We start from the raw sequence: 14690 nt of genomic DNA on the forward strand, positions 1-14690 counted from the left end.
CAATTTTCCCTGTCTATATGCTTTATGTTTTTAATATCCCTAATATCTTCTATGATTTGTTATGCGGATACTTTAACGACAGAATCTAATATATCTAAACATATAGAATCTGTATCATTTTTAGATTCACAAAATAAAGCACGACAAATTTATACTATCTATACTTCACTTGCAAAGCACAAAGATATTGCAAATACAAAGCAATGGCATTCACTACTACATTATGAAAATAATAAATCACTTATTAATAAAAAGTCACGCTTTTTTATAAGTCCAAAAGGCTACATTAACCCACTAGCAGAATACAATGCCTTTATTTATAGCATATTGCTTGAGGAATTACACGCACTAAAACAAGTAAAAAATCAAAGCTATAATGATGATAAAAGCCTTATCTGTCAATATCCAGCTAGACTAAATTTTATTGCTACGCAACTTCAAGGGATAGAGAGAAAGCGGCTATTAGATTATATTGACACAAAGAAATGTATTGGTTTGCAGACATTTTATAATCGTGCAAGTTTTGATTTTATATCATTAGAGTTTGCAGGTGAGAGTGATATTAATCCAAATAGTGCAATGGGGCATATCTATCTTAGCACACAAGAATCTTTTCATGCAGACAGGGCATATACAATTAGCTTTTTTGCCACTACAAATTTAGGTTTTAATCCCATTAACTACATACGCGTATTTATCGGTGGTGTAAGGGGTCATGTCGTGCTTATGCCTGCAAAAAGTGCAAGAAGTAAATATTTAGATGATGAAAAACGCACATTATATAGATTTAAATTGCTACTCAATACATATCAAAAGCGGTTGTTGCAGCAGCATTTATGGGAGCTAAAAGATAAAGAAATACATTATAAATTTATCACTTATAATTGCAATACTGCTATGCGTAAGATTCTTGGGGTAGCAAATAGAGCGTTTGATATTCGCAGTAAAAAGATATTGCAAACACCTACAGAATATCTCTCACTACTGCATAAACAAGGATTAATCACACAGCAAGATATTACCCTGCCAGAAAAAAAGCAAGAATTTGTTAAGAGACATGGAGAAAATAATGTGCTTGATACAAAGAAAAACTCTCGCCTATCATTTTCCTATGCTGGTTTTACGCCATTTGTAACACCTACAAATCATCATTTACAAATTGAGTTTAATCCCATATATATTGATGGTCGCAACGCAGATACTGCTTATAAGGAATTTATGGAGGCAAAACTAGCAGCATTTAGTGTTGGATTAGATTCTATAACATTACAACCTTATATTAATAAGCTTGAATTATTGCGTTTGAAATCTGTGCTTGATATAGCACAAACTCGCAGTTTTTCAAAGCTTATGAATATCTCTTTTGAGAGTAATCTCTATCAGCCAGATAATAATGGCGGCTTTCTTACAGCAGCAAACACGAGTTCACACATTATGCCTACTATTGAGTTTGGGCTTGGCATTGGCAAATACACAAAGCATACAAGATGGTATATACTGCCAAGGATAGGCTATCGCTATGAAGTTATACATAATGTGTATATGGGATTTGAGAGTGGTGTTATTACAAGTTTTAGATGGCATGATTATGATTTTAAAGGAATTTTTAATTACACATATTTTTATGATTTTATGGGTAATAATCGTGGATATGATGGTATGCTTTATGCGTATTTTGGCATGTCGGTGCTAAAAAATATTGACATTTTTATAGAATCTAAATATTATCATACCTTACTGCAAACAAGTAAGATTCCATACGAGGCAACAGAGATTTTACAATATAACACAGGAATTGCATGGTATTTTTGATTTGTGTTGATAATATTTCTATATGGCTTTTAGCTTGTTGTGAATACTAATATTTTAGGTAATACTACAAATCTTTAATTTTTCAGTATAATTCAAACTTTTTATATCACTATTTGGTTATTATATGTTTAAGATTCAAAGTGCTATTTATGAGACTTTTATAAAAGAAGCCCCCGAGTATATACAATGCAGTTTGCAGGATTTAATCGCTTGTGATATTTTGCAAACGCAAATCAAATCAGCTATAAGCACAAATCACACAAACCAAGATAATAGCTATATCCAATTGCTACTTAATCTTTCAAAAGATTCTAATATTTGTCATACTGAGTCTTTAGGCGAAGTATCTAAAAATCTAGAATCCACAAAAGATTCTAAAAAAGATTTTTCGACTTTGTCTCAATATGGCAAGATTCTAGATTCTAAAATAACGCATCCTAAACCCTGCACCCACCCAGATTTGGTAGAGAATCTAGAATCTAGTAAGTCTCCAAAACATTTAACAGAAATCCTAACTCATGTAAAGATTTCATCACTCAATCAAACTCTCACAAATCACACGAAAAATAAAAATACCCCACAAATTTTAATCTGCTCTAGCGAAGAGATTCTATTAGCAAAAGAAGCCCTATGTGCTACCTTAAATCTAACTTCCATGCAGAAAACAAAAAAGGAAGTAAAAGAAAGCACACTTCCAATTGTCCTGCCAGATATTAGACTTAGCCCATTTGATAGCACGCAAAGTTTTTATGAAGAGTTTCATGAGCTTTTTGCAAAGCTTGCCCTATGGTATGAGAATGATTGCAAACAGATTCTAATAAGCCCACCACATACACTCATGGCATTTATGCCAAGCAAAGAGTTATTACACAGCTTTTGTGTGCGAAAGAGTGAAAATATCGTTGTGAAAGATTTTATAGCAAAACTCATTCATTATGGTTACGAGCATGTAGAGATTGTTGAGATGCAGGGCGAGTTTTCACATCGCGGAGACATAATTGATATTTTTATCCCTAGCTTTGAGTTTCCTGTACGAATAAGCCTATTTGACACAGAGATTGAAGAGATTAATTTTTTCAATCATGAGACACAATTAAGTCAAAATGAAATGATAGAGAATTTAAAGATATACCCCGCTATCTTTAGCCTCGATGAATCCCAGCACACACTCTTAGAATCTCGTATAAAAGAGTTAGATAATACGCTAGAGTGTAGTATAAACTCACTTGGATTCTGGTTTTTAAAGGACATTGGCGGACTTGATTTTCTAAAAACTTATAGCCATATTTTCACACCAAAGGCATTAAGCGAGTATCTTTTAAACCTTGAGTTTGTTATGCCAGAAGTATTGCCAGAAACTAATACAGAGTTTTATATCTTACAAGATTCTATAAATTTTAGAGACCTTGAGCCGCTAAAGCTATCACAAATACACAACACATTAAAGCTAAATAGCAATAAAGATATAACAATATTTAGCCCTACAAATGCCATGCTAAAAAGCTATAATCTAGAATCTTTATCGATAAAAACAAAGCAAATAATCACCCCCTTTTATCTTAATATCACTTCTAATGAAAAGCTATTTTTAAGCCTACAAAAACCACAAATAGTGCGTAAAAGAAAGGTAAAGCTAGAGCTAGACGCGCTAAAAGTCGGCGCTTATGTCGTGCATAGTGAATATGGCATTGGAATCTTTGAAGCTATAAAGCAAGTAAGCATTATGGGTGGCTTGAAAGACTTCATAAGCATTATTTATGCAAATGATGATAGACTGCTTTTACCTGTTGAAAATCTCAATATGATAGAGCAATATAGTGCTTATGATTCAGTTGTAAGGATAGATAAGCTTGGGAAATCAAGCTTTTTGAAACTAAAAGATTCTATAAAAGAAAAGCTATTTGCTATTGCTAATGAAATTATTAGATTACAAGCTCAAAGAACTCTAGCTAAAGGCGTAAAAATAGAGCTTGAGACACCAGACCAAATCACCGCATTTAACGCTTTTGAATCTAGCAGGGGCTTTACACTCACACAAGACCAAACCCATGCGATACAAGAAAGCCTTAAAGACTTAAAAAGTGGCATGATTATGGATAGATTGTTAAATGGCGATGTAGGCTTTGGGAAAACAGAGGTTGCGATGAGTCTTTGCTTTGCTAGTGCATTAAATGATTTTAATAGCATTGTGCTAGTGCCTACAACCCTGCTTTGTAATCAGCATTTTGAAAGCTTTAAAGAAAGACTGCATAATACAAAATTGCCTAATGGTAAGATTCTCTATATTGCAAAAATAGATAGATTCACAACCGCAACACAAAAAAGGGCTATACAAGAAAACTTTAAAGACAATATACAAATTATAATCGGCACACATTCACTCTTTAACCTTGAGATAGAGAATCTTGGGCTAATGGTGATTGATGAAGAGCATAAATTTGGCGTGAAACAAAAAGAGCTTTTAAAGCAAAAAAGCCTTACAACACATATTCTATCCATGTCTGCAACCCCAATCCCTCGCACACTTAACATGGCTTATTCTAAACTAAAATCAATCAGTGAGCTAAAAACACCACCATTTTTTAAACAAGAGAGTAAAACTTTTGTGAAAGTCAAGCAAGATTCTCTCATTAAGGAAGTGATTCTAAGAGAGTTAAGAAGAGGCGGACAAATCTTTTATATCTTTAACAACATAGCAAAGATTACCACAATACAAAGCTATTTGCATGATTTATTACCACAGCTTAGAATCTTAATATTACATTCTCAAATAAATCCAAAAGACACAGAAAAAGGCATGCTTGCATTCTTAAAAAAAGAGTATGATTTACTGCTTTGCACCTCCATTGTAGAATCTGGCATTCATCTCCCAAATGCAAATACGATTATAATCGATGATGCACATAACTTTGGCATAGCAGATTTACACCAGCTAAGAGGCAGAGTAGGCAGGGGCAAACATGTCGGCTTTTGCTATCTTTTAACAAGCGAGAATATCACGCAAGATGCAGCAAAAAGACTACTTTCTTTAGAGAAAAACTCATATCTTGGAAGTGGAGCAGCCCTTGCATATCATGACTTAGAGATTAGAGGCGGTGGGAATCTGCTTGGCGAGGCACAAAGCGGACATATTAAACAAGTAGGCTTTGGCATGTATGTGCGTATGTTAGAAGATACCTTGCAAAGCCTTTTGCAAAACGAGCAGCAAGAACAAAAGGTAGATATTAAGCTATCAGTTTCAGCATTTTTAAATGAGAGTTTAGTCTCAAGTGAGCGTATGCGACTTGATTTATATCGCCGTTTATCACAGGTGAAGAGTGAATTTGAAGTGCGTGAGATTGAGGGCGAGATAGAGCAGAGATTTGGCAAGCTTGATATATATAGTTTGCAATTTTTAGAGATTATTATTATTAAAACACTAGCTTTGCAACTTGGCATTAAGGCTATTAGCAACGCAGGATATAATATAAGCCTTATAGGGCACGATGACACTAGAATCACACTTCAATCCCCAACAAAAGATGATGATGATATTTTAAATACGATTAAAACAAAACTAAAAGAACTTTTAGGAATGTTGAAGAAATAGAGTGATTGTAATATATAATGAATTGTAAAATTATCCCCAATGCTTCAGAGATTCTAAATAGCTTTCAGTTAGAGTTGGTAAGTAAAATATAGAATCTGATCTAGCAAACATTGTAAAGCAAATAGTTGCAAAATTCATTTACCACAAGACTAAAACACACATTTTAAAATAAATACTCTAAGATTCAAACCCTTATGTATCAAGCAAGACTATACGCTATTTACTTCTTCGCTAGACATTCTTGCTGTAAGATTCCATACTTTTTTACAATAAACTTTTATATTTTGACCCTACATTAACTCTTACTAGAGCGAGTCATAACGCTATCAATTAAGCCATATTTTTGTGCTTCATCTGCACTCATATAAAAATCTCTTTCACAATCTTGTGTGATTTTTTTCACACTTTGACCTGTGTTTGCAGCTAGAATATCATTAATGATAGTTTTTAGTCTTAGAATCTCTTTTGCTTGTATCTCAATATCTGTTGCCTGTCCTCTAGCCCCACCCAAAGGCTGGTGTATCATAATCCTTGCGTGCGGCAGGGCGTAGCGTTTTCCTTTCGTGCCACAGCTTAACAGAAATGCACCCATAGATGCTGCCTGTCCAACGCATATAGTGCAAATATCTGGCTTGATATAATTCATCGTATCATAAATGCTAAACCCACTTGTAACGCTACCACCGGGTGAGTTAATATACAAAAACACATCTTTTTGCGGATCTTCTGCCTCCAAAAAAAGCAGCTGGGCTACAATCGAGCTTGATACAGAATCATCAATTTCACCGCCTAACATAATGATTCTATCCTTTAGCAGCCTAGAATAAATATCATAGCTTCTCTCCCCTCTACCTGTCTTTTCAATAACATAAGGAATGTAATTCATATTTTTACCTCTCTTTAGATTCTAAATAAAGTCGTTATTATAGCTAAAAACACACCAAATCAAACAATTAAGCTTTTAGCTCTTTAAAACTCTCATTTGCTTTTTCAATCACTTCATCAATGATTGCTTCATTAAAAGGCTTACACATAAAGCTTGTCTCAAATTGAGATGGTGCGAAATTCACACCTTTTTCAAGCATTTTTGCGTGGAATCTTGCGTAAAATTCTGTATTAGACTTTGCCGCACTATCCCAATCTCTCACTTCATTTTCTGCAAAAAAGAAGCCCATCATACTGCCTCTAACACAAGTTTGCAGGGCAATATCATATTTTTTTGCAGCAGATTCTAAGCCTTTTGCCAGTCTATTTGCTAGAGATTCTAATCCCTCATAAAGCCCTTTATCTTGTTTAATGATGGCTAGTGTAGCAAGTCCAGCACTAACAGCGATTGGATTCCCACTTAGTGTGCCTGCTTGATACACACCACCAATTGGTGAAAGCATATCCATAATATCAGCCCTACCACCAAATGCAGCAAGCGGCATACCACCACCTATAACCTTACCATAAGTGCTTAAATCTCCCCTCACGCCATAAAACGCATAAGACCCCTGCAAACTAGCCCTAAATCCACTCATCACTTCATCGATGATTAGCACAATATTCTCTTTATCACAAAGCTTTCGCAAACCTTGTAAAAATTCCTTGTGTGATGGCACAAGTCCCATATTACCAGCAATAGGCTCTATGATAATACAGCCCACATTGCCACTTAGCTTTATGCACTCTTTTACAGAATCTAAATCATTATATTTTGCTACAAGCGTATGCCTTGCAATATCTTGTATAACGCCTTTTGAGCTAGTCTCGCCAAAGGTTGCAAGCCCACTCCCACTTTTTACCAACAGACTATCACTATGCCCATGATAGCAGCCCTCAAACTTAATAATATCATCTCTCCCGCTAAATGCCCTAGCAAGTCGCAAGGCACTCATAGTCGCTTCTGTCCCACTATTTACAAAGCGAATCTTTTCTACACCCTCACATATACTTATGATCTCTTTAGCAAGATTTGTCTCTAACTCCGTTGGTGCGCCATAGCTTAAGCCCTTTGCTACCGCTTCTTGCACAGCTTTTACCACGAAACTATCACTATGTCCTAAGATAAGCGGTCCATAGCTTTGCACAAAGTCAATGTAGCTGTTATTATCCTCATCAATGATATATGCCCCTTTTCCTTCCTTAATAAATCGCGGTGTGCCACCCACACTGCCAAACGCACGCACAGGGGAATTCACCCCACCGGGTATAACCTGCTTTGCCTCATTAAACGCATTGATACTATGTAAAATCGTTTGCATATCTTTATCCTTATATTATCTTACCACTTGTGTGAATCTTGTTTATTGAGAACGCCCATCTTAAATCAGCCTTTAATCCAAACACATCACACATATAAAAGTGTGATTATAACAAAAATCTAATATTTTTTAATCATTAACATGATTTGCATATTATTTAAACACTAAGGGATGTTGAAATTTTAGATATCTTGCCTGCCCAAGATGATAATAAATTGGGATCTATGCTTACAAATACGCAGTAATTAATAGATAATAAACTCAAGTCCTTGTGGTGTATTATCAATGATTTTCAAAAATTATGATATTCCCGGACACAAAAGCAAATGTTTTATCAGGATTAGATTAAACATATTTCGTTAATGCAACGATTTATTATTGTTTTGTATAAAAGATATTAATATTTTATGTGTTATCGAATCTTTTTTATCCTATTATGCCCTATTTTTAGAATCATGCTGCTTTTTGTGGCAAAAATGCCGCGTTTATCAAGTACGATAATATCACTTACACTCCCTGCAAACTCCATGGAAAAATCACCATTTGTGGGGTTTGCTGATGATGAATAAAGCCATTTAAAGCCTTGTAAAAAGTCATTATGTAAGTTATTCTTTATCATTCTAAAGCTACTTCCATTTGGCAGTATAAATGAAGTTTTTTTAGCCCTTCTTATCATATTTCGCATAGAAGTGGGTGTGCGGTGTGGGATAGAATCTAGCTTTGCTATCTCTTTTAAAAGCGGTTTGTTGAGATTTGCACCCTTTTTTTGATTAATGATTCTAGAATCTTTTGATAATAGTCCTATGGTGGTATCTGTCTGGGCAAGTATTACTGCATTATGTATTGAATCTAGGCTTAAAGGCATAAGATTTATGGGGCATGTTTTAGACATGTTGTATCTTATTGTATCTTAGCAAAGTATGAAAGTAAGTCTAGAAAGTTTGGAAAAGAAGTTTGGATACATTCAGTATCTAGTATCTTACCGCCGCACATACAAGCAGCGATAGCAAAACTCATAGCAATGCGATGATCACCTTTAGAATCTACCACGCCTTTTTGAAGTGTGCCGCCTATAATATCAAAGCCATCATCATATTCTACGCATTGTATCCCAAAGCTTTTTAAGCCTTGTGCGACAACAGAGATTCTATCACTCTCTTTTACGCGTAATTCTGCGGCGTTGCGTATCCTTGAAGTCCCTTTTGCAACACTACAAGCAATGCTTAGGGCGGGTATCTCATCAATTAACCATGCGATATTTTCTGTAATATCAACTGCCTTTAGTTCCGTGCTAGAGATTGTAATATCTGCTATTTTTTCAAAATCATTTCTTTCATTTTCATAGCGTATTTTTGCGCCCATTTTTTCTAGAATCTTAAATGCTTCAATGCGTGTTTTATTCATCATTACACGCCTTAGCGTGATTGAAGTCTCTGGCATAATACAAGCAAGCACAGCAAAGAAAAATGCTGATGAAGGATCATTTGGGATTGATATATCAAAGGCTTTTAGCGGCTTATTTTTCATATCAAAAGCACCAAAGGGTGTGATATGTAATTTATCATCTTTTTGTTGTAAATAGGGATTTTTCTGCAGGGCATATAGCATATTTTCTGTATGATCTCTACTTAACTCACATTCACTAAAGATTGATTTTTCACTGCCTTGTAATGCGGCTAGTATCAATGCGCTTTTTACTTGAGCTGAAGCGATTTGTGAATGATATGTGAATCCTTGCAATTTGTTTTTGCTTGGGATAACACAGAGTGGGGCAACTTCTTTTACGCTATCTTTAGTCTTAATTATGCGTGAAGTAATATTTGCCCCGATTGAGCGAAGTGGCTTAAGGATTCTCCCCATTGGACGAGCATGTAAATATATGTCTCCACATAGCACTGCATAGAGATTTGCCCCTGCTAATAAGCCTGTGAAAAGTCGCATAGAAGTCCCAGAATTACCACAATATAAAATGTCATTTGGGGTTTGTAGCCCCTTTTTTGGTGGGGTAAGTAGCAAGTCCCCATTTTTTTCAAATTTTGCCTTAAGTCCTAGATTCTGTGCGATAGTAAGGCTTCTTTGTGTATCTTCTGCGCGTAAAAAGTGCTTTACTCTACATGTAGAATCTGCAAAGAGACTAAACATGCAAACACGATGCGATAGGGATTTATCACTTGCTAAAATGTCTAAGTCTGCTCGTATTTCTTGCTGTATTGGCGAAATTTCTAGATCCATAATATTCCTTGATAAAACCTATAACTTACATAAGTGAAAATAGTAGTATAGCTTAGCATAGAGACAATAGATTCTAAACGCATTATATAAATCATCTTGCCTTTATAATAAGCTAATAGACAACACTAAGCAATAGGGCTTAGTGTGGATTTATAGTTAGAGAGTAGGCTTAGTGTAAAATGCTTGAAAGATTCTATACAAACTACAACATAATCAAATTATTAAAGATTACCAGTTTGCATTTGTGCAAGATTCTTTATCACCTAAATCACACGCTTTCTTGTAATATTCTTGGGCTAGTGTTGTATTCTCACTCACACCTTTTGCGTTGCGATACATATAGCCTAAAGCCGTGCATGCTTTTGCTTCTTTTTCATCACATAGCTTTTTATATGATTCTATAGCCTTTGCATAGTCGCCATCATTATATGCCTTATTTGCTTCATCAAGAGTTGCTGCAAACATAGAAGTAGCACAAAATCCTAACATTGCCATAACGCAGATAAATTTACGCATATCAAATCCTTTACAATAAAATAAGTATGAATTGTAATGTAAAATTTCACATTTTTTACTTTTTTTACAAGTTTTGCATAATATTTTATAGAATCTTTTTATTTTGGCTTTATAAGAGATAACATTGACATAGCATATAGCAATAATGCAACATATAAAAATAAATCTATAATACCATAACGCTGCACGATAGGCTGTGAGAAAAATGGCGATACAAACTGCCCAAAACAAGCCGTAGCACTCAAGATTCCAATGGCTTTACCAATGTGTTCTTTTGGGACTATTGAAAGCAGAAATGAAGAGTTATTAACAATGATTGCCCCGCCGCCAATGCCAACTAAAAGTAGTCCCAGCACCACCGCATAAATATTATGCAATACATAAATGAGCAAAAAACCACTCCCCATACATAAGAATCCAACGATATAAATCCCTTTAACAGATAAAAAGTTGCGTATGCGTGGATAGAGAAGCGATGAAGTGCCATACGCAAAGGCAGATGCAGAGATACAGAATCCCACAAGCATTTCACTATGTCCTAGATTCTGTGTGATGAGATAGGGAATCTGCGTTGGTGAAGTGTAGTAAGCAATCATAATAACAAAGCCAAAGAAATAGCAAGGCAGTATAGATATAATTTTAAATTCCTTGCTAGAAGTCTCTACATGTGCGACTTTCTTAAGAGGGCGAGGCTCAAAAAGTGTGGTAGCAACAAAAAGCATTAAAAAGATTCCAAGTCCATATACATAAAAAGGATAATGCCAATCAAAATGGGCTAAAATCCCCCCAAGCGACATAAATAACGCACTCCCACAAGCAGTAGCAAAGCCTTGCAATCCAAGGGCTTTTTGCCGCTCTTCCCCTACATAATAATCTGCTACTAAAGCACTTGCAGCTGTCATAACAAATGCGGTTGAAATGCCAAAAAGCGCCCTTGTAAATAAAATCCAATAGATATTATCCCAAAATGCACCAATGACACCACTCACACTCCATAAAAACATAGAAGCAATAAGGAATTTTAACCTGCCAAACTTATCGATTAAAACTCCACTTAAAGGCGAAAATAGCATGATAAACAAAGCAGGCAAAGTAAGCACAAGTTTTGAAAGTGTCTCAATATGTGGAATATGTGCGAAGTGATTCTCAATAGCAGGTATTGAAGTAGCAATAATAGTCCCACCAAGCACCGTCATAGATGTGCTTGAAAAGAGAGCAAACATAAAAGTTGGACGATGTGTAATGGTGTATAATTTCTGTTCAAGTCTATTTTGTGGAATCTCTGGCATATAAACTCCAAATCCTTAAATCTTTAAGCTATATTGAGAATTGCTACTTGTAATACCTTTATTAGAATCTAGCATGGTTAAAACACATAATACTATGCAGTCTTAGTACTATCTGTAAATTGTTGTTCTTGCTTTAATGCTAAACGCTTGATATTCTCCCAATGTGTATTTATAATGATAATTCCAATTAAGACAACGGGGACATGTGTGCCAATTTGTGCGTTGATATTAATAGATTCTGGCAGACTAAATATATTTGGTATAACAAAGGTTAAAACAATACCGCTTAAAACCCCAAGTAATGATGAAAGCGAAGAGATTTTAAACACCTTGCCAACAATCCCCCATACAATAAGCCCACAAACCCCCTCAACTGGGATTAAAAGCAAAACGCTACCAATAGCAGTGGCGACACCCTTTCCACCATTAAAGCCTAAAAATGGACTATAACAATGCCCTAGTATCGCAAGAATAGCAATGGCATATTGTGTCTCAAAGCTTAAACCCATAATCTTTGCAACAAGCACGACAAACAGCCCCTTAAACGCATCAAGCAATAAGGTAAGCAGCGAGAAAAACTTTGCTTTTTGCGGAGAAATCGCAGCAAAAGCACGATATACATTTGTAGCCCCTGTGCTTTTTGAGCCTATCTCTAAAATATTTTGTTTCGCAAAAATCTTTACAAGCAATGCACCAAAAGGAATGCTACCGATTAAATACGCACATATATATAATAAAATATTTGGATTTGTATCCATTAAAATGCCTTTATGTAGAATCTAGCTAAGGATTATAGCCTATTTTTGTAGATTTCATCGCTTTGTGCGTCAATGGCGTGTAAATTATGCAAGATTTACAGGGATAATACCCCGAATGGAATTGATACAATAAATCTCACTTGCTTCATATAAATCCTTTTTATATAGAATCTTTTCAGTGCATATACCACATTTTATAAGAGTATTACGCAGTGTCCCAGCAAGGATTCCTAAACTTTGTGGTGGTGTGTAGTATTTACCATTTTTAGCAATTATAATATTGCTTCTTGAGCCTTCAAGTATCTTGCCATTTTTATCTATGTAGATATAATCAAAGCATTCATTTTTAGCAATGCTTGTCGTAGCGTCTTTGAAATGCTCTCTTTTTGTAGTTTTATGATAGCTTAGTGGCGTTATAGTATCAAGTGTGGCTAATCTTACTTTAGTGTTGTTTATGGGTTGTAATGCTTGAATGCTATATGTAAGATTCCCTTCTTTTGTTAAGAGTAGGCGGCAAAATGAGAAGTCGTTTGCGATAAAATCATTATTTCCTGTTTGCAGTAACTTTTGTAGCGTATGTATAGAATCCCATAAACACAGAGTGGCGTTTGTATTATCGTTATAAAGTGTAGAATCTAGCATGTTTGTTTTATTATATTGAGTGTAATAACTAAAAGATTCTAATCTCATAATATGATATTGCATGTCTCTGTTTGGCAAACTAGATTTAGCTAAAATCTCTAAAGATTCTAATATATTTAAATCTTTATGGGTATGCGGTGTATTTATATCTAAGTGTTTCAAAGCAGATTCTATGGCTGCATAGTTAAAGCCCAATGCTTTTGCACTACTATAAAGCCTATATAAATGAGAATGCAAAAGAAATACAGAATCTTTGTGTAGCAGCATTGTTTCAATTAAAGAAAAGTCCATAATGTTTTGTTCCTAGTGATGAGATCTATATTTTTTAGAATCTTATTCAAAAAGGTTTAAAAGAGAAGCGATATGGATTTATATTTTTTGTGTGCGTGTAAGACTTGTGAAACTCTCATATTTTTTAAAGTCATAGAAAATATGAATAGCACCAAGGATTCTAATAAATCTACACCCTATCCACTAAATCCCTAAATTCAGCAAAAAGCTTACTTGCTTCGCGTGGTCCCGGGCTTGATTCTGGGTGGTGCTGGACTGAAAAGATTGGTGAATCTTTATAATAGACCCCTTCAATCGTATTATCAAAGAGATTTCTATGCGTGATAGTAGCGACTTCTATTATAGATTCTGGCACATTGTAGTTGTGATTTTGTGCGGTGATTTCAAGTGTGTTTGTCTGCATGTTTTTCACTGGGTGGTTGCCACCATGCTGTCCAAACTTAAGCTTATAGGTAGTATATCCATGCGCGTTACTTAAAAGCTGGTGTCCTAGACAGATTCCAAAGATTGGAATCTTTTCTTTAATAAATAGTTTGATCTTTTCAATCTGGTCTTGCAATAACACAGGATCTCCCGGACCATTACTTAAAAAAATACCGCTAATCTCTTTTTGCTTGTATCTCTCTATTAAAGTTTTTGCATCAAAGGTATGCGGCACGACTTCTACGATTAGTCCTACTTGGCTAAGTTCATTTAGAATATTTCGCTTTATACCATAATCGATGGCTATAATTTTTTTCTTATTTTTATCGTTAATATCAATTTTTGGATATGAAAAGTTAGTAAAATCAAAAGTGCTTTCATCATGTATATAGGGTTTTTCTGTGCTAACTTCTGCGACATAATTTATCTCTTCTATCCTTTTAGCCGATAATAAGGCTTTCTGCAAAGATTCTCTATCTTTTAATTCACTTGATGCGATCATCATCATAGCCCCATTATCACGCAACATTTTCACAATGCCCCGCGTATCGACATTACAAATCCCTATAAGATTATTCTCAATGAAAAATGACTGCAAATCCTGCGTAGAGCGAAAATTCGAGCTAATGCTACTTAGATTTCTAATAAGCACACCTTTTGCAAAGGGCTTTCTACTCTCCATATCCTGCGGATTACACCCGACAATGCCAATCTCTGGCATACAAAAAACAATAAACTGCCCCGCATAGCTTGGATCACTAATAATCTCTTGATAGCCTGTCATAGAGGTATTAAAGACTGCTTCACCAATAGCTGTGCCTTCCTTGCCAAAGCCTTTTGCCTGTAATAAAAGCCCATTCGCAAAATAGAGCCATATATCATGTAGTTTCAT

The 14690-nt window shown here is 35.1% G+C and carries 11 protein-coding genes; 2 read left to right on the forward strand and 9 right to left on the reverse strand.

What is annotated here, in order from left to right:
• The first annotated feature begins 51 nt into the window (after nt 1-51).
• Nucleotides 52-1812 (forward strand): lipoprotein N-acyltransferase Lnb domain-containing protein, encoded by a 1761-nt coding sequence (locus XJ32_RS11350; protein ID WP_167620002.1) that lies wholly within the window; start codon nt 52-54, stop codon nt 1810-1812.
• A gap of 124 nt (nt 1813-1936) precedes the next feature.
• On the forward strand, nt 1937-5401 hold the full coding sequence (gene mfd, locus XJ32_RS11355; RefSeq protein WP_254422387.1) for a transcription-repair coupling factor: 3465 nt from the start codon (nt 1937-1939) through the stop codon (nt 5399-5401).
• A 295-nt stretch (nt 5402-5696) separates the two neighbouring features.
• Here mfd and clpP read toward each other — a convergent pair whose 3' ends face one another.
• The 9 genes from clpP to carA all read right to left on the reverse strand — a co-directional run bounded on the left by clpP (nt 5697) and on the right by carA (nt 14690).
• A complete protein-coding gene (gene clpP / locus XJ32_RS11360; RefSeq protein WP_077389907.1) occupies nt 5697-6287 on the reverse strand; it encodes an ATP-dependent Clp endopeptidase proteolytic subunit ClpP in 591 nt (196 codons plus the stop codon).
• A gap of 67 nt (nt 6288-6354) precedes the next feature.
• The gene (hemL, locus tag XJ32_RS11365; protein ID WP_077389910.1) at nt 6355-7647 is read right to left on the reverse strand and encodes a glutamate-1-semialdehyde 2,1-aminomutase; all 1293 of its coding nucleotides are present in this window, start codon (nt 7645-7647) and stop codon (nt 6355-6357) included.
• 412 nt (nt 7648-8059) lie between these two features.
• The gene (locus tag XJ32_RS11370) at nt 8060-8539 is read right to left on the reverse strand and encodes a hypothetical protein (protein WP_254422388.1); all 480 of its coding nucleotides are present in this window, start codon (nt 8537-8539) and stop codon (nt 8060-8062) included.
• 8 nt (nt 8540-8547) lie between these two features.
• On the reverse strand, nt 8548-9879 hold the full coding sequence (gene aroA, locus XJ32_RS11375) for a 3-phosphoshikimate 1-carboxyvinyltransferase (protein ID WP_077389913.1): 1332 nt from the start codon (nt 9877-9879) through the stop codon (nt 8548-8550).
• A gap of 228 nt (nt 9880-10107) precedes the next feature.
• Entirely contained in the window at nt 10108-10395 is a 288-nt protein-coding gene (locus XJ32_RS11380; protein ID WP_005219764.1) for an SEL1-like repeat protein, read from the reverse strand.
• 98 nt (nt 10396-10493) lie between these two features.
• Nucleotides 10494-11684 carry an MFS transporter gene (locus XJ32_RS11385; RefSeq protein WP_077389916.1) on the reverse strand — a complete coding sequence of 397 codons (1191 nt, stop codon included), beginning with the start codon at nt 11682-11684 and terminating at the stop codon, nt 10494-10496.
• Between the two features lie 92 nt (nt 11685-11776).
• Nucleotides 11777-12442, reverse strand: a complete 666-nt coding sequence (plsY, locus tag XJ32_RS11390; protein ID WP_077389919.1) for a glycerol-3-phosphate 1-O-acyltransferase PlsY — start codon at nt 12440-12442, stop codon at nt 11777-11779.
• A gap of 84 nt (nt 12443-12526) precedes the next feature.
• Nucleotides 12527-13375: an aminotransferase class IV gene (locus XJ32_RS11395; RefSeq protein ID WP_077389922.1), complete on the reverse strand. Its 849-nt coding sequence runs from the start codon at nt 13373-13375 to the stop codon at nt 12527-12529.
• Nucleotides 13376-13544: 169 nt separating this feature from the next.
• Complete coding sequence (gene carA / locus XJ32_RS11400; protein WP_077389925.1) at nt 13545-14690, reverse strand: glutamine-hydrolyzing carbamoyl-phosphate synthase small subunit; 1146 nt, start codon at nt 14688-14690, stop codon at nt 13545-13547.

Origin of the sequence: Helicobacter bilis (assembly GCF_001999985.1) — a bacterium.
GTDB lineage: Bacteria > Campylobacterota > Campylobacteria > Campylobacterales > Helicobacteraceae > Helicobacter_A > Helicobacter_A rappini.